This is a genomic window from Aliagarivorans marinus DSM 23064 (genome assembly GCF_000429485.1).
Taxonomy (GTDB): domain Bacteria; phylum Pseudomonadota; class Gammaproteobacteria; order Enterobacterales; family Celerinatantimonadaceae; genus Aliagarivorans; species Aliagarivorans marinus.
The window spans coordinates 1-23,549 of the sequence record NZ_AUBY01000035.1 but is presented as its reverse complement, the minus strand read 5'-3'; the positions used below and the strand labels follow the sequence as shown (position 1 = coordinate 23,549).

Below are 23,549 nucleotides of genomic sequence, written 5' to 3'. Positions count from 1 at the left end.
TACAACCTAACATGCTCCAGCCCTTGCGCTAAGCTCTGCTTCAGCTCATCCCACTGGCTGCTATTGTCCACAATGCGGGGCGTTACCATAATGACCAACTCCGTTTTGGTCACACTCTCAGTCTTGGTACCAAACAGCCCTCCTATCAAAGGCAAGCCTCCCAGTACCGGTACTGCCGAACCATTGTCTGTTACATCTTCACTAATTAAACCACCCAGTATCACCGTCTGGCCCGACTCCGCCACCACCTCTGTGGTGATACTCCGGTCAAAAATAGACGGGTTACCTTCTACTGAAGTACCGCCATCTACCTGGTTACTGTTCTCCTGAGAGATGGTCATCGACACGATACCTTGCGAGTTAATCGTGGGCGTCACCGACACCTTCACACCCGTCTTACGGTATTCCACTGAGCGAGTTACACCATTATTGCTGTCTGTCGTGGTCTGCCCAACCACCGGTATATCGGTACCCACATTGATGTTCGCTTCAACACCATCTCGCACCAACAAGCTTGGCTTCGACATGATGTTCACGTTGTTATTGCTCTCAAAGGCCTGCATGTTGATGAAATCATCCCCACTCATCCATTTGATAAAGCCACCACCGACACTATCCAGACCAAACGCATCTGCCGTACCACCAGAGAAGTTGCCCTTGGCAAATGCCCACTCCACACCAAATTTAAACTCGTCAGTCATGGTCACTTCAGCGATGGTCATTTCCAAAATGACTTGCTTGGGCATTACATCCAACTGCGCAATCAGCGGCAGTAGCCCCTGATACTCATTGGCACTGGCCTTGAATATCAAGGTATTCGCTCGCTCATCCACCACCAGGCTCATGCTATCGTTTGACACCGAGTTGCGACTTTGCGCATTCTCTTCCACCCGTGCTGAATCTCGTTCGGCCGAACGTTGTACCGACATCGAGCGTCCGCCTATCAGCTTACTCAGGCTCTCACCAATATCAGTGGCTCGGGCATACTTAGGCTGATAGATAAAGTAACGCAGCTCCGCTCCTTGGCTCGGCTTATCCATTTGCTCGGCCCAGTAGCGCACCCGCCCAACAAAGCTGCTCTCCGAGGCAAACACCGCCAAGGCCCCCAGCTGGGGAATCGGTACCAATGAGATACGGCGGTCATTTCCAGCCTCCGGGACTATCCCTTCGCTTTTAAGCAGCTCATTGACCGTCTCGATAAAGTCTTCAAGGGTGATATAACGCAGTTTTACCAGACCGATATGCTTACTGGTGTTCGCTGGCGCATCCAGTATTTTTAACAACTCAAGTGCACGTACTACCTGAGTACGGGAGCCGCTCAGTATCAATACCCCCCGGCGCAGGTCCGGCGAGACTTTCACCGAAGTGAGTTCGCGCAGTACCCGAAGATTTTCCAGGCCAAACACAAACTTTAGCGGCACCACTTGAGCTACATTCTGCGCACCTTCTGGTATCGAATCGGGTGAAGCGCCATAGCCCAGCACTGTGTTCCCCTGCCCACCTTGTTGCAGGTTCATTATCACGTACAAGCCATCACGAGCCTGAATAGTGACCTCTCGCTCCAACAACAGCTCTTGAGTCAGCTCAAACAACCGGCGGGGACTGATGGCGCTTTGCACATTCAAGGTAACCGGAGTACGGATACTCTGGAGGTTATCACCAAGGATGTAGTCAACTTGCAGCAACTCTCCAAACACGTAATGCAGAAAATCATTCATCGGCATTTCATCCGCCGCCAAACGAATACTTGCTTCTGAACCAAACTGACTCGACAGGCTGGCTCCCGAGTTAAACCCCTCTGACCCCAAACTCAAGCTCGGTACCGCTTCAAACTGCCCGCCCTGCTCAGCCTCTGGTAATCCCTCACTAACCTCCGCTTCGGCAACTGGCTCGCTGGCCTCCGCGCTTACTGCCTCCGCACTTTCTAAGTACGAGCTCTCTAACTGATAGTTGCGGCTCGCAGGATCTGTTAATACGCAGCCAGAAAGCTGAATAAGCGCAACTGAGGCGATAAGTAATTGTTTAAAATGCATTTCCATTGTTGTCCATAAAGCACAAAATACGGGCTTAATCGTCCGTTGCTTCTACTAGTCTAAATAAGTTGAGTTCTTGGCGGTGCCCACGGTACACGATAGTGGCACGCTCCGGCGAAGGGTAGCCATTGCGATTCAAGGTTATCGATTGTTGTTGAGGAAAGCCAATGTATTCAAAGGATTGGGACGATATAGTAGATCGAGTTAATACATCCTGAAAGGTAATCTGGTTATTGTGCATATCTAGCACAATGCCACCACTTCGACTAAACGCACGCTGGCTCATCAACCTAATTTGATTTTCAAATCGATTGAGCTCAGCTTGGGCATTCGCTCTAGCGACTTGATTAAGCGTTGCAGGGCCGATCAATGCGGCCCCCAAGCCCATCAGGCTTAGCACCACCAATAATTCAATCAAAGAGAAGCCCGAGTTGCGCATCTATAGCGCCACATCGTTAAGAGAAGTAATACTTAGCAGCATAACTACTACCACCCCGCCAACGATGCCGCCCATCACCAAGATCATCAGTGGCTCAAGCAGAGATGTGAGCTTAGCTGTCCACCCCTCAAACTCGTTTCGGCTGCGCTGAGCAACCTCATCAAACACCTTCGGCAACTCACCACTTTCCTCACCTACCTCAATCAGCGATAGGGATAGATCACCAAACAAATCCGTGGCTTGTAGCGAAGAGGTAAGCGATTCACCGTTGGTCACTTTCGAGCGCGCTGCCAGTAGAGCTTTGTTAAGCTTCGGCCATGCTACGCCATCGGCAACCATTTTGAGTGCGAGCTCCAACTTAACACCACTACTTAGCATCATCCCTAAGGCGCTACTGACCTGAATTCGACTAACCAAGTAGACAGACTGCCTAAGACCGGGCACATCAACCAGAAACTTGGTTAACACCTTGGTTAGCTGACCGCTGCTACTAAGGTGGATCAGCCAAAACACCAATAGCGCAATCCCTGCAAACAGATAAAGTTGATAGTTCTGCATCCAGCTACTGACAGCAAGCAGCATCTCGGTGTAAACCGGAAGCTCAGAAGCCTGCTCGAAAAGGCCACTCATTCGCGGAACGATAAAGTTGAACACAAACAAGATACACGCAACACAAACGAACAAAATGACCAAAGGGTAGGTTAATGATTGTACAATCTTGGCCTTTAACTCGCAGCGAAACTTAAGTTCTTTCGCAAGTTGCGAGAACACCAAGGCAAGATTGCCGCTCTCCTCAGCCATTCGCACCAAGCTAATGTACACACTGTCGAACCCCTTGATATCAGCCATAGCAGTGGATAGAGGCGCCCCCTTGCGGACAGCTGCAGCAAGCTGACCAAGTACCCGAGCCACATTACTACCACTGCCCTTAGCAAGAATATCCAAGCCTTTGTCGATTCGAACGCCGCTATCGAGTAACAGAGCAAGCTCAGAGGTCATCACCTCGAGCTCAGTGAGAGTTAGCGGTTTGATGGCAACCGAAGCGTCTCGCGATGACTTATCGGCCTGCTGCAATAGCGTAACCGTCAGCCCTTGCCGTTTGAGGGAGTGTTTGGCGTCACTGAATGAACGCTCATCCAGCTCCCCTTTGGTTACAGCCCCGTGTCGGTCGACCGCTTGGTAATGAAAGCGTGCCATCAGTTTGCCACCCTCATGACCTCTTCCACAGTCGTAAGGCCCTGTGCCACTTTCAGCAGGCCATCATCAACGAGTCCGCGCCCTCCCTGCTGACGATGATACGCAATCGCTTTTTGCAGGAAATGTTGGTCTTTTTTCAAGGCGCGTACCTGATCATCGATAGCTAAGTATTCAATGACCGCCATTCGCCCTTTATAGCCCGTATTTCCACAGTGTTCACAGCCAACGGCTTGACGCAGCCTTAACGGTGCGCCATGTCGAAACTGGCTGTCCAGTAACTGAGGATAAAGCTGGGTGAGTTGCTCACTGTTATCAGCGGCTTCGCTACAATGAGAACATAATTTGCGCACCAAACGTTGCGCCACTATCGATACTAACGCCGCATTCAGCAAATACTCTTCCGCCCCAAGGTCAAGTAAGCGGGTAAAGGCCGAAGGCGCATCATTGGTGTGAACCGTGCTAAAAACCAGGTGGCCGGTCAAAGCCGATTGCATGGCGATCCTAGCTGTTTCAGCATCGCGGATCTCACCTAACATAATCACATCGGGATCTTGCCGGACAATTGAGCGCAAACCTTCAGCAAAACCAAAACCGATATCGGACTGAACCTGTACTTGGTTGATACCCCTGAGCTGGTATTCAACGGGATCTTCTAGTGTGATGATCTTGCGGGACTCATCGTTAAGTAGACTTAAAAACGTGTACAAGCTGGTGGTTTTACCCGAGCCTGTAGGCCCGGTAAGTAATACTACGCCCGAAGTCTTGCGTATATCACCCATGATTGCCTGAAGGATATCCTCTGACAGGCCAAGGCTAGCCACATCGTAAGTAATCGACTGCTGGCGTAAAAAACGCAGCACCATGCTCTCGCCATCAGCCAGGGGGAGCGCCGATACGCGAATATCGAGCTTTTCGTTGGCGACCTTGATGTCGATTTTGCCATCTTGAGGTCGTCGTTTCTCGGCGATATCCATACCCGAGAGGATCTTTAACCGAGAGATAACTGGAATACTGAGTCGAGAAGGAATGGTGTCCACCTCTTTGAGCACCCCATCGATACGCATGCGAACTCGGTAAGTACCTGCGACCGGCTCTAAGTGCATGTCAGATGCAGCAAGCTTGAGACCTTTGGCAATAAGACTATTTAACAAGTTAACTACTGGAGCTTCAGAGGCCATCTCCCGCAGCTTATCTTCCTCAAAGCTACTGAGTTGTTCGAGTTGAGTTTCGTCCTCTGTGGTCAGCGCCAACAGAGGTTGAACCACACTATCGAACTGCGCTTCAGACACGGCAAACAAACGGTACTGGCGATCTGCACAGAGTTCCTCGAACAGTTCCATCGCCTCTGGGTTAAGCGGGTTCTGCGCGAGAACATCAAGCTGACCCTCTTGGCTGCTAACAACTAACCATCCATAGCTGAATAACTCGTCATAACCCCTTCCTTGCTGCGCTTGAGCAAGCTCTCCAAGAGAAAAATCACTGAAAGGTGGTAACTCAAGGTACTGCGTATAAAGCGCTGGCAGGTTTTCCTCGGCCAGCGCCCCCATATTCACGAGGATATGCTCCAAGGTACCGCTGTTACGTTGTTGGAAATGGCGCGCTTTTGCAAGATCATCGCTGGCAACACCAAACGCATGCTGCAATAGTTGCTCGAGCCGACTCATTGGTAAATGATATCCGCGGCCTCGCCCTCGCCGCCTTCCTGCCCATCAGAGCCTAGGGTACGCAAATTGTAGGGCGCGCCGTTATCGCCGGGAGCCTTGTATATATACTCACGGTTCCATGGGTCTAAGGGTAAGTCTCGGGGCAGATAAGGCCCATCCCAGCCAGTCTGATCATCCTGCCGCAGTTGCGACAAAGACCTAGGGTAGTTACCGACATCCAAGCGATAGACGTCAAGTGCAGTACCAATCATCTGCATTTGCGCTTCGGCCGTTTTGATCTTTGATGAGCCAACCTTAGAGAACATGCTAGGCGCCACTAAAGACATTAGCAGCCCCATGATAACAATAACTATTAGCAGCTCCATTAAGGTGAAACCTTGCTGACGCTTACAACGAGCTGATAAGCTGATACTACTCATTATCAATTATTCCATTTGAAATTAGTTGCTCCCGCGACTTACGCCCAAGCCGGAAACCAGCATGACAAAACCACACAAACAACCAAGCAACACCGAACAACCCGAATTTTATTCCGAAACATTCCAAATATTCAGTGATTGCTCTCTGTATTAGAGTTAAGAGTTTAACGAAATGAAGAAAATTGGCAAGGATTATAGCGCCTCACAAAGCGTACTGAAGATAACACCAGCTGTAACCACTACAGCTTAAGCACACAAAGAAATTAGGCACTATTGCAACGCCCCAATCGTTACAACCCAACAGTTTCCCGGCTACTAGACATTAGCTGGGTATCCGCTGTACGCTGTACGTAGGTTTCTAGTAATCTCATAGCCGCAGGAGTGCTTACTCAGTTGCGAAAAGCCAAACCTTAACAGCCTTATACAACAACGGCTAAAAACACCAACAACAAAAACATTTTCTGACTTTTCGACACCAACGGGCACTTTACTAAAACTGACGATTCCATATGCCCCTTCTCAAATTTAGTAGAATTTAACGCTGCCACCGAGTGAGCACCCACCTCCCCTTCTACCCCAACAAACGTTAACCCGAAAACAAACTGCCTATTTTTCGAACACTCGGCAAAAATCCGATTAACCAGACGTATATTCTGCATTGGCTCCACCAATCAGAATATTACACCAATCAACTGACGTGCTAGCCCTTCTTAATTTTCATTTTATTCACAATTCAATCACTAGCGCTCTACAGGCCCTGTGGTATGACATTAACCATGACAACAATATTTCAAACAGCATGTTCATTGAATACAACAAAAACTGGCCTAATGAAAATATCACGTCAAAAGAGTTATTGGCAGAACAAAGCGTTACTAGCAAAGAAAGGTCAGACATTTAGCAAAATCAACAAGGTGTGATTAACCACAATTTTAATAAAATAATATGCTGACAGGCGGTTGATGTTAAAAATCAATTCCATTATATTCGATTCAGCAAGTGAGTTGACTAATTTACTTGTTAGGAATTTGAGTTGTAATCACATGCGTCACGGGGCCGTCTTGTACCAACCCGGGTGGCTTGTTGGCCTCAGCGGTGAGCGCACTCATTAGCAATACATTGGACGTTATAGCTATGGATAATTTTAAACGGGCTTATAACACCGATTTCATGGAATTGGAGATTTACGAGAAATGAAAACTCTATTTAAAACTTCACTGGTAGCACTTGCAGTGACTGGTAGCTTCGCAGCTAACGCAGCTACCATTAGCACCCCTTCTGCTGACCGCCTGACCTTCACCAACGAAGCTGTACAAGCTGGCCTGACCAACGTTGACGCAACTGCAGACCTAGTATTTGACGTTATCGTTGCCAACGAGCACCCTGCAGGTTCTGAGATTGTCTTCACCTTTGACAGCGCTGTTGACCTAGGAAGCGTAACCGGCGGCACCTGTAACGCTCCTACTGTTGGTCAGTTCACCTGTGGTAGCTTAACTTTTGACGTAGGTACCGGTTCGTTTACCTTTGACGAAGTAGAAGTTGATGCAAACGCGGGCACTATTTCCTTCAATGTAAACTTGGGTAACCCACTGATTGCTAACTCAGCATTCCGTACTACTATCCCTCAACCAGCGATCGTAGTATCTGGCGCATCTAGCCTGCAATACGATTCAAACCTAGCGGGCGCTCCAATTGAAAGCGGCGTTGGTCCAATTGCAACCCAAGGCGCTCAGTTCTCATACAGCATTGAGACTGTATACAACAACCGCGTTGATCGTATCGACTACTCCAAGTTCTCTACCTTTGCCTTGGCTGAAAGTGCAAACTCAGACGTTGCAACTGTGAAACTTATTGATGCAGCTGCTGACTACAAAGTAGCAGTAACTACTGCCGTTCAAATGAACGTCGCGGTAAATGGCGCGCTGTACGACGGCACCGTTGGTGTTAACGCTGCTAACTTCATTACTGCAGGCACAGGCCTGACTTGGGACGTTGCTGGTCCACAAGACATCCCAGCGGCTGGCGGTAAAGTAGTTGGTTTCACTGATAACGTAACTGGCATGAACAAAACCACCGTTGCTGTGTTTGACTTTGCCAACACTACCGAAGAGATTCCAAGAACTGCGTTCACTCTTGACCTGAGTGTTCAATTCGATGATAGCGGAGCAACTCAAACCAACACGTTGGCTGAAAAAGCTTCATTCGGTGAGTGGGCTCTAGATGCATCTGTTGTTAACATCCCATACCTGCCAGTAGGCTACAGCCACCTGTCTTCTGCTATTGAGTACAGCAACCACGGCACTGCTGCCGCTTCTGTTCAAATCACTGCATTTGACCAAGACGGTATCCAGTACACCGGTGACCTAGAAGACGCAGCACCTAAGACTGTTACTCACTACAAAGAGTCAGTTATTGCTGAAGCTCTAGGCCTGGAAGGCAACGAGCGTCGTAAGCTGAACATCACCTTTATCTCTGACGCTGATGAAGAGAACGTAAGCATCGTACCTTACTACCGTGAAAACGATTCTCGCGTACAGACCATCAACGATCAGTACAAAGGCAAGTAATAGTTAGACTATAATTTGTTAGTTAATTAGCCTTAAGCCGGTTAGCGCAAGCTAGCCGGCTTTTTTGTGATCTATTCTTTTCGCGCTAATCGCGAGTAACCTATAGAACAGATGTAAGTAGTGTTACAATCGCTCCGCTTTTCGATAACCTAACGATTTTTAATGTCACTTACTTTACTATCCCGGCTCTCCCAGCATTCGCTGTTACGTTCCTTAAGGGTGCTTATCAGCGGTAATGCGGTGGCGCAGTTGCTCAGTGTTTTGGTAGCGCCGCTACTTACCCGACTTTACTCGCCGGATGACTTTGGTATGCTCGCGTTGTTCATGTCGGCCAGTGCCATTGCAGCCATCCCTATCTCATTGCAGCTCGAAAGCGCAATACCACTGCCAAAGAGACAAATCCAGGCAGCACGAATATTTGCAGCGTCAATATCCGTGGCAGCGATTTCGACTCTAATATTATGTATAGCCCTTGGGGGCTATGCGCTGTACAGTCATTTGGTGGGAACGCAACCACATTACCCACTGTATGTGTTCGCTCTTGCGATCATTTATGGATATGTGTTAAGCGCCGAGCGCGCTAGTCAATACTGGTTGTTGCGTTCAGACCGAATCAAGCTTATTGCGCTGGGCGCGGTCATTGCGGTGTTTTGCTCGGCCTCATTTCGCTTAGTCAGTGGTGGTCTGGCACCAAGCGGGTTAACACTGATAGTGGGCGCATTTGTGGGTACTGGTGCAGCGCTAATTGCCTATGTAAAGTCGGGGGCACTCAGTACCGCTACGTGCCATTGGCAGCGATTCTCACTGTCTGCTTGGCCTACACTCATTACGCGTGTTTGCCGGGAGTATCATGAGTTCCCCAAGTTTCAGGTACCGCAACGTCTGCTGAACACTGCAAATAAACATGCGCCAGCCATCGTGCTAATGGGCTTATTTGGCCCAGCTATTGCGGGGTTCTATGCGCTAGCAGAGCGTATTGTTCACCTCCCCGGCCGGTTGGTGTCTGAAGCAACCCGCAAAGCGTTTTACCGCCATGCAGTAAAAAAGACTCACGATGAACAACCTATTGCTAGAACGCAACTGTTAGCTACTGGCGTATTGGCGTTAGTGGGTTTTGTGCCTTTCACCACACTGTTCTTTTGTAGCCCTTGGTTGTTCAAGTTTGCCTTTGGTGAAACGTGGGTCCAAGCTGGCCAGTATGCATCGTGGTTGGCGATTTGGATTTACGCCGTTTTCGTGAATACCCCTTCAGTGGCGTTAATCCCGATACTGCGCAAGCAAAAGCGTTATCTGCTGTTAAACATTGTTGGTTCCACGACACGAGTGACCAGCATGCTTATTGCAGCACTGTTTTTTAGTGCCGAGACAACCGTTGTGACATTCTCTATTGCAGGCTTGTGCTACAACCTGATTGTCATTGCAGATGTGTATAGGCAAGTGTGTAGGTACGATCAGCAACTACAGCGTTGAATGAGTTAAAGTATGTCAAATACCCCAGACTTCCCACAAAGCTCCAGCAAAGTATCCATCAGTCAAATTCAGTTAGATTTGTCTAGTGGACGGTGGAAGCTATTTAAGCAAAGCAAACAGATAGAACACTACATTCCAAAGTACATGTGCAATGACTTTGATGCGCTGGATGCCTGCCTGCCTTACATCAAGGTGAGCTATGACGGAGGCAAGGTTTGCAGCATTGAAGCGTTTCCCGGCCTGGTTCGCGAGCAGCCACTGTTTTTTAATGTCACTTCAGGTGTACTGTCTATTCATGACTCTCCTACTGTAGAGCCAAGCTCAACCTTGGATGATGTCAGCGCACTTAACTGGCTAACCTTTGGTTACGCAACGTTTGACCGAACTCTGTTTAACAATACCAAGTCAATCCCCGCCAGCCATAAACTAGTCGGACAACTTAACAGTGAGTTGCGTATCGAACCGGAGTACGTATATAACTCTCATGCGGAGCGCAGAGGCGCAACAAGAACTGAATTGGTATCCAGCTTTATGGATGCCAGTGAAAAGGTGTTCGACAGCCTGATCAAGGCCTCACAAAACAAGACCATTATTCTGCCCTTGAGTGGTGGCTATGACTCTCGCTTTATCGCCGCAATGCTCAAAAAAGGCGGGTTTAGTAATGTGAAGTGCTTTGCCTGGGGACGACCTGCAAACGAAGATATATCCATTAGCCAGCACATTGCCCAAAAACTAGGGTATCAATGGCAGTACATCGATTATTCTACGCAAGCTTGGCAGCAAGTACTGGACAATGATACCTATCCGCGCCTGTTGGACATGACTAGTGGCAACACTTGTATTAGCGGCGTGGCATCGCTGCCTTTCCTTGAGTACCTTGAGCAGCAAGACATCACTGGCTCGGTGATGGTTTTTGGCCACTCCGGAGGCTTTATTGGTGGGGGCCATTTGCCGAAATCGCTGAACGATAACTCCAGTACTGATGATGTGGTAAGCGCAATTTTCAATCGGCACTGCCTGTATAAAGGAGGGGACATAAGTCCGGTACGAGACGAGCTGACAGCCCAGGTTAACTATTTAGCGAAGCACCTCGATAAGCCCTATAGAGCCTTTGAGGTATGGGATTTGATGGAGCGACAGGCAAAGTTCATCGTAAATACTAACCGCTATTACGAGAACATGCAGTTACCATGGTCTATGCCATTGTGGGATAGCCGCTTGTGCGATTTTTGGGCCACGGTTCCACCAAAACACAAGCATGGGCTATCACTGTATAACCACGCGCTGGAAACCCAAGTGTTCAAGCCAATGGATATCGCATTCCCAGCGGACAAAACTCGCTCTAGGTCACCAGTGGCTAACCGCCTCTTTAGGCTTGCCAACAACCCCTCCTTACTCCTAGACAAGCTAAAAGGCGTAAGAGCTAACCCATACCCTAACGACGAGTATGGCTTCACTTGGTTTACTAACCAGCTGAGAAAATCCGCTCCAACGCATGATAAAGCACTGACAGATTTTGCGAGCAAGTGGTTTCAAGAACAGGGCTCGCCGGAAGGAAAAGGTATTTACCCTGCAATCGCAATGTACGCATTTTTACATCTAGCAGCGGGAACGTTGTCACAAGATAACGATTAAACAGCTTCGAGATTAAGCGTTAGCCACTGGCCAAATCCAGCCTTGGATCAACGTGTTAACAGTTGCTAACGGATTGTGTTTGCTATCGCCTGTTCAAGGTAAGTATAATTTGCCTCTTGAGGCGACAACCGTTGTGCTTGGAAGCAAGAGGGGATTGGAATGTCCTTGTCTTGCTTTGTCTTTTCCCTAAAACATAAACCATTGAAAATGACTCGAAGATTAATAAGAAACTTGCGCGCTCTGGTCTTTCCTTTCGCGCTTCTTTTCTCGCTGCCTGGCTTGACGATTGATATCACGCCGCAAATGCTAGAGCAGTTTCAGCAATTACCTCCAGCACAGCAACAAGCGTTAGCCCAACAATATGGCATCGACCCATCGATACTGATGATGCAGTCGGGCTCAGCTAGCGCCAGCGCGAACAGTGGTACGGCTTCACCGGTGCCTGATGACCCTTTTGCTCTGCAGGTGATGCGCCAAGAACAGTCAATCTTGGACAGCATGCAGGAAGAGGAAGAAGCAAAGGCGCTCAAGCCTTTTGGTTATGATCTCTTCCTCACACAGGCCCAACAGGGTGCTAACTTCACACCGGTTACCGATGTGCCCGTTCCTGATGATTACGTACTCGGCCCCGGCGATACCATTCTTGTTCAGCTATTCGGAAAACAGAGTCGAGAGCACCGCCTAGAGATTGACCGCCAGGGCAAAGTTAAGTTTCCCGACATTGGTCCGGTTAACCTTGGTGGATTGCGTTTTTCTGATGCTAGAGAGGTCATCAACGAAGAAGTAAGCCAGAAACTGCTTGGCCAAAAGGTCTATATGACCATTGGTGAGCTGCGCACCATTCGCGTATTTGTGGCCGGCGATGCAAACTACCCGGGCTCTTACACTGTCAACAGTTTGACTACGGCATCACAAGCACTATTTCTAGCCGGTGGTATCAAAGAAATTGGCTCACTCCGTAATGTTCAAGTAAAACGCGGTGATTCACTGATTGCTAATTTCGACCTTTACGATCTGCTGCTCCGTGGCGACGCCTCCGGTGATGTGTCATTGCAATCTGGTGATGTGGTTTTTGTACCCGCACTAGGCAGTACAGCAACCGTTGAAGGTAGCGTAAGACGCCCTGCAATCTACGAACTCAAGCAAAACGAGACCATTGGTGACCTGTTAGAGATGGCCGGAGGGGCCCTCCCTGATGCTTATCCTAAAGCCTCAGTGATAGAACGTGTTGACGATACGTTCACTCGCCACGCGATCAATATCGATTTGAGCAATGCCGATGCCCAGCAGCAACGCGCGCAAGATGGTGACAGACTACTCGTTCGCAGTGGCAACGCGTTGGTAGAAAACTCCATCACCTTAGTAGGAGCGGTGGCCCGTCCGGGCATTTATCAGTGGCGAGAAGGCCTGCGAGTTCAGGATTTGCTATCTAACTTCAACTCTGACTTGCTACCTAGCTCTGACCCTCGCTACGCTATCGTAATCAGAGAAGCGTATATAGGCAGCGACATTGATGTTAAAGGCTTTAAACTTGCCGAGGCTGTGCTTAATCCTCATAGCCCACAAAACATTGAGCTTCAGGCCAATGATAAGTTAATGGTTTTCAACCTAAGGGACGAGTTAGTTAACCGTCGTGAGTTAGCCCGTTACTTTGTGTCTCTTAGTCGTGAGCAAAGCGATATTGAAGTCGCTCAAATTGAGATATCACAACGCGGCAAATCTGCACAAGCACTGCTCCTAGAGCAGCAACAAATGCTGAACCAAGAATCAATTGGCGGCGTTGCAATCGTGTCCTCAGGTAACGTCGAGAGCGATTCCACAGAGTCCCGAGAAGAGAACCTACGCTTACAAGCCTTACTCAATCTATTTACCAACGAAAGACTGATAGCTCTCTCTGCCAACCTCAAGAGAGATGAGCTGCTTACCCCTGTTATATCGAAACTAGAGAGCCAGGCGAGCTACCAACAACAAGTGCGCATCGTTGGTGTTGTTGGAGAAGTGAATTATCCCGGCGTATACCCTCTGGTTAATCAAGGGCGCGTCGAAGATCTCATCTTGCTGGCGGGCGGGTTAAAAGAAAGCGCCTTTATGACAAAAGCGGAGCTGACCCGTACCGAAACAGATTATGGTGCGCATGTTCAGCACTTGCCGATCAACCTCAATCAAGTAATGGCAGGTGACATTGTCGCTAACCTTCCTTTACTCAGCAAAGACAGGCTCAACGTACTGACTCAGCCTAATTGGCAAGAAAACCCGACCATCGAGCTGCGCGGCGAGTTCAACTTCCCGGGCGTATACTCTCTGCGTAAGGGTGAAACACTTTCTGAGGTGATAGAGCGAGCGGGTGGGTTTACCGAACACGCCTACCCTTATGGTGCTGTGTTTACTAGAGAGTTCCTCAAACGCCAAGAAGAGCTGGAAATTCAACGTATTATTGACCGCTTACGCAAAGAGGTGGCAAACCGTACTCTTTCACAACAAGGGTCGTTCGCAAGCGCTGCAGACTCACAAACGATGCTTGCCGAGTTAGAAAAGACCCAATCGGTCGGTCGTTTAGTGATTGATTTGGAGCGCGTATCTAAGGCCTCAACAAACTACGACTTCCCTACTGAAGAAGGGGACATGCTATACGTTCCGCCTAGGCGAGACACCATTGCCGTTATGGGTGAGGTACAGCACCCTACTTCCCATCGTTTTAATGGTGAGCTGACGATTGAGGAATACCTAAAGTTATCAGGAGGTATGACACGTCGAGCCGATAAAGGACGGATCTACGTTATTCGAGGTGATGGCTCGGTGCTACTGCCAAAGACATCGTTCTGGTTCGGCGGCAAACACACTCTTCATGCTGGTGATACGGTGATCGTTCCGCTTAAGACCGACTACAAAGATGGCTTAACACTGTGGAGCCAGGTTACCAATATCGTCTATAACAGCGCCGTTGCTCTGGCTGCACTCAATATCTTCTAGAACCGTTAAGGGGCGAACTTTCGCCCCTTATATCAAATGAAAGTCTATGCTAAATAATCGAGAAACTCGCGCTGGCAAGGGGTTGGTGACAGTGTATATGCCTACCTGTAATCGCTTGACCTTACTGCAAAGGGCGGTCGACTCTGTGTTGTCACAAACCTATCCAGACATTGAGCTAATCATCGTTGATGACGCGTCCACAGATGGCACGTGGGGATATCTTCTCTCACTAGCGGAACGCTATGCCAACATTCGAGTGTTCCGACAAGATAAGCCACAAGGCGCATGTGTTGCGAGAAACATCGCAATTCAACAAGCGAACGGATACTTTATTACCGGACTAGACGATGATGATGAGTACACCCCAGAGCGAGTTGCAACCCTAGTTAGTGCTTACAGCTCTGATATGGCATTCGTTTGCCATGGTTTTTTTTGGCACTATGGGGGCAAAAGCAAAACAGTAGACTCATCGGCTAGAGACATATCGCTTGGCGATATCTTTGATTACAACTTCGCGGGTAATCAAGTGCTTACTGAAACAAGTAAGCTTCGCGATATTGGTGGTTTTGATCCGAGGTTTGTAGCATGCCAAGATTATGATACTTGGACACGTCTCATACATAAGCATGGCCCTGCGAGACGTATCAAAGGCGCCAGTTACTACTTGCATCAAGGTCATACTGGCCCAAGAGTGACCTCCAAGCCCAATAAAGCGAAAGGCTATCAGCAATATTACCAAAAGCATGAGAAGCTTTTCACAGAGAGGAATAGAGCGAATCAGCGTTACATGCGGCGAGTTGCATTACGAGAATCTTACTCACTGATTGAACTTCTGGCAGATCTACGCTTTGGTTTTTGTAGGCGCAAAACACGCTACTTTCTGAGCAGATCTTTTCCTTTTATGGCCCAACTTCGCCAAAACTGGCTTAGGAAATAATGTGAAAGTAAGGTTTTTTGGCCCTCACCTCTTCTTGTCACGTGGAGGGATGAGCTCAGCACTAACAGCATTTGTAGGCGGATTAGAACGCCACTACGACTTTGAATATACAGCCACCCAAAAAGACGGAGAGCGCTTCTTCCAAAGTTGGCTTGCTGGCGTAATCTACATGCTCAAACAGGGCAAAGGGCATTACCAAGACAGCGCATGCTGGTTCCATATGGGTCCTTGGCTCTCAATGTTGCGAAAATTCTCTTTAGCATTGATAGCAAAGTGCTTTAGAGCTAAGTGTATCGCTCATTTCCACTCGCCCACGTTGGATCAATACCTAGACTCCAAACTGGGAACGTTATTCGTAAGATTGATACTTGTTCCTTTTGATCAGGTTGTCGTATTAACTCCATGGTGGAAAACACGCTTACTAGAGGTAATTCCTCATCTATCGGTTAATATTGTTGCCAACCCCATCGGTTCAGAGTTAGAAAAAATCGCAACGCAACGCTTGTCAGCGCCCAGCAGACAAGCCCCAGTATCGTGTATTAAAGTGTTGTCAATGGCCAGGCTCGTTGAAGGAAAGGGCATAGAGCTAGTAATTAGCAGCTTTTCCCTTTTACCAAAACAGTATGAGCTGACCATAGCTGGTGATGGCCCACTCAAAAACCAACTTATAAAACAAGTTCACGATTTGAATCTTGTGGATCGGGTTACCTTTACAGGTTGGCTAGGTAATGATGAGAAAAAAAGCATACTGGAAGACTCGGACATTTTTTGTCTTCCCTCTGAATATGATTCTTTTGGTATGGTGTTTATTGAAGCAATGTCATTTGGCCTGCCGGTAATAGCCAAAGGGTGGGGGCCGATCCCAGACGTTGTCACTCATGACGTTGGAATAGCCGTTCCTGCGGATTGCTCTTCAGAACAACTTGCGCGGTCGCTGCAAGATATCGTACTAAACTATAGCGCCTATCAGCAAAAAGGGCCTAAGCGTGTGATCAATCATTACGCAATAGAAAACATTCGCCATAAGGTTGAGCAAGTTTTACACAAAGACTAAACAGCCTTTATCGCCAGGCTAACACTATATGTTCAAGTATCTTACTTGGAGCAGAAACTTTAATTGGATTAGCTTAAATGACCAAACAGCAGATCGAACCCTTTCAGTTTGACTTATTAAGTGAGCAACTTAACAAGAAGGGCCTCACGTTCACTCAACTTTTATCGGTGCTATGGAAAGGTAAAGTTCCAATTATCTTGTTCACCGCTATATTTGCAATTGGCTCCGTTGTTCTTTCTCTTCGTATGAAAAACATCTATCGAGCCGAAGTTATTCTAAGCCTATCTCAACAAGAATCGACCGTTGGTGGATTGTCGGGTCAGTTAGGAGGCCTTGCATCATTGGCAGGATTCAGTATAGGCGATAGCGGGGGCGATAAATCAGGCCTAGCTTTGGAAGTTCTTCGTTCCCGTGCTTTTTTGTCTGAGTTCGTACAAACAAGAGGCATTCTCCCCGACCTTATGGCGGTCCAAGAATGGCAGGCCGAGCAGGATATTTTAGTCTACAATCCTACCATTTATGATACGGAATCTGATACTTGGGTACGGGAGGTCAACTTCCCTCGTTCCGTTATACCGTCTATGCAAGAAGCCTATGACAATTTCATCGATAGACTTAATGTCGTAGAGAATAAGCAAACTGGGGTTGTCAGAATCTCTATTGACCACCTTTCGCCTCACATCGCCAAAAATTGGGCCAATTGGTTGATCGAAGACCTAAACAATGAGATGCGCCAGCGTGACTTAGAAGACTCGATGAAAACGGTCAACTATCTGGAAGAAAAGCTCAACAATGTTGTACTCGCAGAAATGCAATCTATTCTTTTTCAACTGATTGAAGAGCAAATCAAAACGATTATGCTCGCTGAAGTAATGGACGAGTACGTTTTCAAAATTGTCGATCCCGCAGTTGCACCTGAACTAAAATATAGCCCTCGTCGAGCAATCATTTGCGTATTGGGCACCTTGATCGGTGGCATTCTTGGCGTACTTTTTGTTCTAATTCGATACTTTTCTGCAATTAATGATTAGTGACTTGAGAGTTAACGTTTCCCTCTCCGTAATTGAAATGAATGTAGGCTAATCCGTATGCTTTCAACGCTTCCTACTGGGCAAGTCGTAAAATTAACTTCTTTCGACCACATGTTGGAGAGAGTGCTATTTGCTATGGCCTGCGGCCTGCTTTTCATTGATTCACTAACGGGATTCTTTGTTATGAAAGTAGGAGTGGATCTAAAGTTATCGGTTCTATATAAGCTACTTTTCTTGTTCCTAGGTTTGATTCAACTGTTACGACGCAATTATAGCTACTTTTTGCTCAGTTTCTCTTTAATGGCGTTTGTAATCATTTGGAGCAGCCTGCAAAACTTAACGGGTGGATTGCGTTATCTACTATTTGACTTCGGTGAGGCACTAAAGCTGGTCAGTACAATTATTGTATTTCTAGTTTTTTCAACATTTAGAGTTACCAACTGTAAGAAGAGTTACTTATCATTAATGTATATATCATTAACGGTTTTGGCTATTAATATTTTTGCTTCACTAGTTGGGTATGGTAGCTCATCGTATGGCTTATTTGGAGCTAAGGGCTTTTTCTACTCTGGCAATGCACTATCAGGTGTTATAGTTATCATATCAACGTTCATTTTGGTTAAAGCGGCAGAGCGCGGAATTTTAGCCTATATCTCTTTTTCAGTTTTCTTTGTTTCACTTTCAGCAGTCATTGGTACTAAGAGTGGTATTCTAGGTGTTGCCATCGTGGCATCACTTATCCCATTGCATAGGTTTAACTTCACACCTAAAATGCTAGCAGCTCTTTCCGTCATTGTTCCAATCGGCATTGTTGCGTGTTACTTTGTCTATTCTTTATTCCTTAACTCTCCTATCTATGATCGTCTAGTATATTTTTATGAGACAGGGGGGGTTACGCGCGCCTTACTCTCTGACCGAGATATATTCTTTTGGGACATATTCCCGAGTTTTTCAATGCAAGGTTACACTCGCCTATTGTTTGGCTTCGGCTTTGAAGAATTAAATAAGTTCAATAAAGATACCGTAGAGATGGACCCTATCGATATAGTATTTATTTTCGGATTCGCCACATTCTTTGTATATATTGTGTTGATGAACATTCTATTCAATGTTGTAAGAAAATTTCCTGATAAGGGTGATAAGCTTATTACTGATTTGAAACTTTCCATAGGTGTATCATCTTTTGTTCTTTTGCTAATATCTTCGGTAGCCGGCCATATTTTGTTTAATGGATTTGTGACGTTCATATGGGGTGTAACTATAGCGTTACCATTCTGGAGAAGGAACAACATTGATTACTATAGCAGTTTGCTTACAGCTAGAGTCGGTGGATAAGGTCATTTATGAATAACAATAACGTGTATATCGCAGTATATGGTGAGGGCGGGCATGCGACGCAAATGAATAGGCTAATGCTCGGTTTACAAGATGAAATCACCAATATGGTTGTTAGTATAACTGACGCTGAAACTCGTTACCCTTGGTCTACTTTGACATACACACTGCCGGAAGTCAGAGACAAATATGATAGAGATTGTTGGGGTTCACTTAAGCGCGTCTTCCAAATTGTCAAAAAACTGCGCCAGATAAACAAAGAGCATAATATTGAAGCAGTTATATCAACGGGGCCTGGAATCTCTGTTTTAGCCTCCCTATACTTTAAGACTTTCAGTGGAGCAAAGGTCGTACACGTAGAGACTTGGTCACGCTTTTACAGCAAATCACTAACTGGTATGTTGATGTACCACTTGTCGGACAAATTTTACGTTCAAAATGAAGAGCTATTGAAACTTTTCCCCAAAGCTATTTTGAGTGGTAGGTTATGAATATTTTCGTTACTGTCGGTACAACTAAATTTTCATCGTTAGTTAATGAGGCATCATTAATAACAGATCACCAAATAACGATTCAGCATGCTGACCCCACTAGGGACAATTTGTTTAATACGAGCTTTGACTTTGTTGACAGTATTGACGATTTTTATGAAGCTGCAGATTTAGTGGTAACACACGCCGGTGCCGGTAGTGTTTACTCACTTCTAGAAAGAAAAAAGAAGGTTATAGTAGTACCTAACTTAGAGAGGATAGATCAACACCAGATGGATTTGGCTAAGTATGTTGAGCAAAACCACTATGCCTTGGTTGCTTGGGCTCCAACCCAGTTAATACATAGCATAAAGGAAAGTGAGTCATTCATTCCTGCTCCCTATCAGCCATTGCGTTTTAGTAAGTATAAAGAGATAAGTGATTTTCTAAAATCATGATAGTCAGCCTAAGAGGCCAAAAAGTAGTGTTCATTTGCTAACTAGTAATTAGATAGTCAGCTAGCTTCTAGTTCAAAGTAGTTTGTAACAGGAACCCCATTTTGAACAATGAGATATATAATTAGGTAATATTGCTCATTTCAAACTAAATATCTTCTTTAATTTCATTATTACCGACAAGAACCCCGGAAACCGGGTCAGTTTCCATCCATTACGAAGATAGCAACGTATAACCTCTAGCTTAAACTCGCTCCCCAAGGGTTCCCCATAGAGAGAGAGTGCCCTTGTAAGTGGAATTTGAAATGACCGTTTTCCTATCTTACTTAAGAAACAATTAAAATCACATGTTACCTTAAATCGCTGACGGGCATTCTCCGGGCTAATCGTTTTAGTTAAACTTCCGGTTCTTTCTGTAACGCTGTATATCTTGTCTTCAAATACCGCGATTTGCTTTGCATGATAGCCGGTTTTAAGTGAGAACATGACATCGTTCGAGACTTTGGTCTCATCAAAACTAATCGAATGTCTGTCTATCAAAGTGCGGCGAAACACTTTGCTCCAAGGTACATGGAAACAGTAACGGATACGCTGATTGCTGTGCCTTAAGTATTGCTCGACCATATTCGTATAAATACGATGGCGGTGGCCTTGACGTCCGGTCTCGGCATTTAGGCTGTCGGGAGAGAAAAACAGTAGCTCACTCCCCCCTACCCGAGCCGTTTTTTGGCGGATGGTGTCAAAGGCTCCCGCTAGAAACTGATCATCGGAGTCGGCAAAAATCAACCACTCTCCTGTTGCTATCTGCAGCCCCATGTTCCTAGCACTTCCAGCGCCGCTGTTACTCGGTAACTGCTCGATGTGCAGTGTTAGCGCAGCATGTTGCTGTGCTATGTCAGCCAGCTCTTGGCGCGAGCAACTGTGATCGTCGACGACAATGCACTCAATATCTGGCACCGTAGGTATAGACGAAAGTAGCCGGTTCAACCCGGCTAAATCTTTGAAGTGAGGTATGATTACTGAATATTTCATTAACGCGCTAGTAACTCAAAAACCTTGGCCCACATTGCTTCAGTTTCATGCTTCAAGGTCTTGGCTTGTCGACTGATAACGCCTTTGTATGCGGTAAACTGTTCTTGGTTGGTAACTGCCTCAACGCACGCTCGCCAACTGTTGTCGTCATCGAGTCCGATAAGCAGCTCTTCACAGTGATAATCTTTCAGCAGCATTTGATATTTGTGACTCCACCCGGTCGCAATTACCGGCACGCCCTGAGACAGTGCACTAACCAAGCCGTGAAAGCGAGAGCTAATCACGATACTAGATGCGCCAATGATTCGTTTGATCTCTAGCGCATCTTTGGGATCGAGTAACGGAATGTTGCTATCAACTGCATCGCGAATTTGCTCTGCTAGTTCTCGATCACCCTTGCCTTCGTGGACGAGGAAAAACGGCTTGCGGTTTTTCTCTATCATGCTTCGGGTAAGGGCAATCATGCATTCAATGTAACGATGGCCTTGAGCTTGGTCGTTCATCTGCAGCATTTTGGTATTCGGGATAATGCAAACATCTGCGTTCTCAGCAAACGCGCTAGTTGCTTGTTCGGGTGTTGCTAAGTTAGTAAAGTCGCCAAATTGAAACAGGTTGTCGCTTGTATACGCTGCGGCGTGCTTATACGAAATAGAATCTCGGGCAAACAGCAGATCTACATTAGGGAAGACTTCTCGGCAGGCTTGCTCAAAACCTTCAGAAGTAAATGGGCCAAGTGCTTGAGGTAGAGCGATGACTTTCTTTCCTTGCCTTTTCCATTTGCTGACTTTCCCTAATCTCTGTAATAGTTTCTTGCTGCCCCATTGATCACCATAGGCAAAGCCTGAGGCATCGATTATGACATCAATTTCACCATCAGAAATGACGCCATATTTGTGTTTGAGGCGTGTAGGGATCCAATTGCCAACAAAGCCCAAATCGATCCCCGCTACGCGCAGCGCAAACTTTTGGTAAGTGCCTAAGAACATGCGTTGTTCATAGTCGTGATTTAATGCAGGTAAAACAAACCGCGCTTTTGGGTATTTGTCCCTAATTTTTTCCATGAGAGCTAGCAACATTAACTCAGCTCCTTTATTGGGGATACCGATACCCAAAACCTCAATATTCAAAATTTAGTCTCCGTGAATAACTAACTATACAAAATGCTACTACAACACTTCTTTTATCAACTGACTTGGCGATTTCTTATGTGAATAAGGAATCATACCTTCGGGATCAGGATACCCCACAGAAATCAACATAATGGGACGCTCATAAGGCTTTAGCCCAAGTCGCAGCGAAAGGGATCGCTCTTTTTCCTCGATATCAGGCCAGTTAATGGGACATGTCGAAAGCCCCATTGTTTCCAAAGCTAACATCAGTTGCATCGCTGCAAGTGAGCCATCTATGTATATAACATGCCGGTCTCGCTCAAAAGGATAGGCTGAAAGGTCACCGACGACCACGATAACCGCTGGGATATTGTGTATAAAGCCAGCGGTCCCCATGGCTATGCTTGCAATATCTTGTACATGTTTCCCTTGTAAAGCTGTGTAGAAACGGAAGGGCTGTCGATTACACGCCGAAGGGGCTAAGGATGCAGCTTGTACAGCTTGCTCGATAACTTTCATGCTAACAGCCTTTTCTTGATACCAACGTACTGAACGACGCTGCTGACAAAGCGTTAAAAACTGTTCAAAGCTTGTTTCGCTTTTCACGCCTTCACTACGTCGATAAGGAACATAACCGCTGTTTTTTTGGGGCTCTCTTAACGCACAAAACCGCTTGTAAGCCTTATCGAGCCAAGGAAGCGACAAATCTACAACCGAAAAGTAAGCTGTCAGCACATCGTATGCCCACTGCAACTCTTGACGATCAATACTCGCTGCATTAAGGCATCGAGAATAGCAATCTAGCGTTTCATTTAGGTAGTCTTTACCGAACGCACTACGTCTAGGGCGCATAATTAACCCTTTCTCTAAACGATGAATGTTCCTCCGTAACAGCACGGAACTATCACCAATGTGGTGCAAACTTCGCTGGTAAGCTCGGTGACCAGAAAGCACCGCGTGTTGCTCACGTTTAAACTCACTGGAAAATAGGCTGAAGTAGAGCTTTGATAGTCGTTGAGAACGACTCATAAAATGAGTAATCGGCTTTAGTGCAATTGCTAATAACGTCTTAATAATTCGCTTGAAGTTGCGCAAAGTATATCGTTTTCTGTTAAAGGTCATTTTACCGTCGCTTAAAATTCGGTGTAACCGTAAATAAGTTACTGTTGAGCGAGCCAAACTCAAACTTTTGAGGCAGGCACTCTTGCTGGTAGACGCAGAAAACATACCGCCAGCCAAGGGCGGGATAGGATATCAAGGTAGCTAATGTTACGCCATCATTACTCGCGACAGAAGCATGTTAAAGTGATGGCACCAGAGGTGCTGACTCCATAGGAGCAACCGTTGGTCCCCACCCCTTTGAGGCTTGCGCGGAGCTCTCTTTCGTATGCACGAACACAAATTTAGGGTGTAAAAAATCCACCTGCTGAGCAGGTGGCTTTGACACGGCCCCCTAGAAGGGGGCTCACCTATACTACTGCATTTCTAGTGACATCTGACGTTCTTGCTCTTCTTTCTCTACCTTGTCTTGATGCCTGACATACCGCCTGATTATGTCTTCGTTCGCCCCAACGGAGTCAACGAAGTACCCTCTTTCCCAAAAGTGATTACCCCACAGTTTCTTCTTTCTCAAGTAAGGAAACTTCGCAAACAACCTAATCGCGGTTCTTCCTTTCACGAAGCCTACATACTCTGAAACACTCAGGCTCGGGGGCATCCTGACAATCAAATG

At 46.7% G+C, this 23,549-nt stretch carries 19 protein-coding genes; 10 read left to right on the top strand and 9 right to left on the bottom strand.

Going from position 1 to position 23,549, the window contains the following annotated elements:
- The 5 genes from G461_RS0113915 to gspG form a co-directional block, all read right to left on the bottom strand.
- Nucleotides 1-2,039 (bottom strand): secretin N-terminal domain-containing protein (locus G461_RS0113915; RefSeq protein WP_026972298.1); only part of this gene is annotated, 2,039 nt, incomplete at its 3' end.
- A 28-nt stretch (nucleotides 2,040-2,067) separates the two neighbouring features.
- Complete coding sequence (locus G461_RS0113910) at nucleotides 2,068-2,472, bottom strand: pilus assembly FimT family protein (RefSeq protein ID WP_026972297.1); 405 nt, start codon at nucleotides 2,470-2,472, stop codon at nucleotides 2,068-2,070.
- A complete protein-coding gene (locus tag G461_RS0113905; protein ID WP_026972296.1) occupies nucleotides 2,473-3,669 on the bottom strand; it encodes a type II secretion system F family protein in 1,197 nt (398 codons plus the stop codon). It abuts the gene before it with no gap.
- Entirely contained in the window at nucleotides 3,669-5,333 is a 1,665-nt protein-coding gene (locus G461_RS0113900; RefSeq protein WP_026972295.1) for a GspE/PulE family protein, read from the bottom strand. Before G461_RS0113900 ends, G461_RS0113905 begins: the two co-directional genes overlap by 1 nt.
- The gene (gspG, locus tag G461_RS0113895) at nucleotides 5,330-5,752 is read right to left on the bottom strand and encodes a type II secretion system major pseudopilin GspG (protein WP_035480346.1); all 423 of its coding nucleotides are present in this window, start codon (nucleotides 5,750-5,752) and stop codon (nucleotides 5,330-5,332) included. Before gspG ends, G461_RS0113900 begins: the two co-directional genes overlap by 4 nt.
- Nucleotides 5,753-6,945: 1,193 nt before the next feature.
- Here gspG and G461_RS0113885 point away from each other — a divergent pair.
- The 10 genes from G461_RS0113885 (at nucleotide 6,946) to pssE (ending at nucleotide 19,679) form a co-directional block, all read left to right on the top strand.
- On the top strand, nucleotides 6,946-8,319 hold the full coding sequence (locus G461_RS0113885; RefSeq protein ID WP_026972292.1) for a hypothetical protein: 1,374 nt from the start codon (nucleotides 6,946-6,948) through the stop codon (nucleotides 8,317-8,319).
- 162 nt (nucleotides 8,320-8,481) lie between these two features.
- Entirely contained in the window at nucleotides 8,482-9,789 is a 1,308-nt protein-coding gene (locus tag G461_RS0113880; RefSeq protein ID WP_026972291.1) for a lipopolysaccharide biosynthesis protein, read from the top strand.
- Between the two features lie 12 nt (nucleotides 9,790-9,801).
- Complete coding sequence (locus G461_RS0113875) at nucleotides 9,802-11,424, top strand: asparagine synthase-related protein (RefSeq protein ID WP_026972290.1); 1,623 nt, start codon at nucleotides 9,802-9,804, stop codon at nucleotides 11,422-11,424.
- Nucleotides 11,425-11,583: 159 nt separating this feature from the next.
- Nucleotides 11,584-14,394: an SLBB domain-containing protein gene (locus G461_RS0113870; RefSeq protein ID WP_157360323.1), complete on the top strand. Its 2,811-nt coding sequence runs from the start codon at nucleotides 11,584-11,586 to the stop codon at nucleotides 14,392-14,394.
- Between the two features lie 46 nt (nucleotides 14,395-14,440).
- Entirely contained in the window at nucleotides 14,441-15,331 is an 891-nt protein-coding gene (locus G461_RS0113865; protein WP_035480342.1) for a glycosyltransferase, read from the top strand.
- A gap of 49 nt (nucleotides 15,332-15,380) precedes the next feature.
- Nucleotides 15,381-16,385: a glycosyltransferase family 4 protein gene (locus tag G461_RS0113860; RefSeq protein ID WP_157360322.1), complete on the top strand. Its 1,005-nt coding sequence runs from the start codon at nucleotides 15,381-15,383 to the stop codon at nucleotides 16,383-16,385.
- Nucleotides 16,386-16,462: 77 nt separating this feature from the next.
- Nucleotides 16,463-17,416 carry a Wzz/FepE/Etk N-terminal domain-containing protein gene (locus G461_RS0113855; RefSeq protein WP_026972286.1) on the top strand — a complete coding sequence of 318 codons (954 nt, stop codon included), beginning with the start codon at nucleotides 16,463-16,465 and terminating at the stop codon, nucleotides 17,414-17,416.
- 57 nt (nucleotides 17,417-17,473) lie between these two features.
- Nucleotides 17,474-18,751, top strand: coding sequence for an O-antigen ligase family protein (locus G461_RS0113850; protein ID WP_026972285.1), 1,278 nt, complete (start codon nucleotides 17,474-17,476; stop codon nucleotides 18,749-18,751).
- Between the two features lie 8 nt (nucleotides 18,752-18,759).
- Nucleotides 18,760-19,242: a PssD/Cps14F family polysaccharide biosynthesis glycosyltransferase gene (pssD, locus tag G461_RS0113845; RefSeq protein WP_026972284.1), complete on the top strand. Its 483-nt coding sequence runs from the start codon at nucleotides 18,760-18,762 to the stop codon at nucleotides 19,240-19,242.
- Nucleotides 19,239-19,679, top strand: a complete 441-nt coding sequence (gene pssE / locus G461_RS0113840; protein WP_026972283.1) for a PssE/Cps14G family polysaccharide biosynthesis glycosyltransferase — start codon at nucleotides 19,239-19,241, stop codon at nucleotides 19,677-19,679. Before pssD ends, pssE begins: the two co-directional genes overlap by 4 nt.
- Nucleotides 19,680-19,814: 135 nt before the next feature.
- On the opposite strand, the gene G461_RS24285 is transcribed toward pssE, so the two are convergent.
- The 4 genes from G461_RS24285 to tnpA form a co-directional block, all read right to left on the bottom strand.
- The gene (locus G461_RS24285) at nucleotides 19,815-20,708 is read right to left on the bottom strand and encodes a glycosyltransferase family 2 protein (RefSeq protein ID WP_051333577.1); all 894 of its coding nucleotides are present in this window, start codon (nucleotides 20,706-20,708) and stop codon (nucleotides 19,815-19,817) included.
- Nucleotides 20,708-21,835, bottom strand: a complete 1,128-nt coding sequence (locus tag G461_RS0113830; RefSeq protein ID WP_026972282.1) for a polysaccharide pyruvyl transferase family protein — start codon at nucleotides 21,833-21,835, stop codon at nucleotides 20,708-20,710. Before G461_RS0113830 ends, G461_RS24285 begins: the two co-directional genes overlap by 1 nt.
- Before the next feature lie 39 nt (nucleotides 21,836-21,874).
- On the bottom strand, nucleotides 21,875-22,939 hold the full coding sequence (locus G461_RS0113825) for a nitroreductase family protein (RefSeq protein WP_051333576.1): 1,065 nt from the start codon (nucleotides 22,937-22,939) through the stop codon (nucleotides 21,875-21,877).
- Between the two features lie 352 nt (nucleotides 22,940-23,291).
- A partial coding sequence (tnpA, locus tag G461_RS0113820; protein WP_026972280.1) for an IS200/IS605 family transposase occupies nucleotides 23,292-23,549 on the bottom strand: 258 nt, incomplete at its 5' end.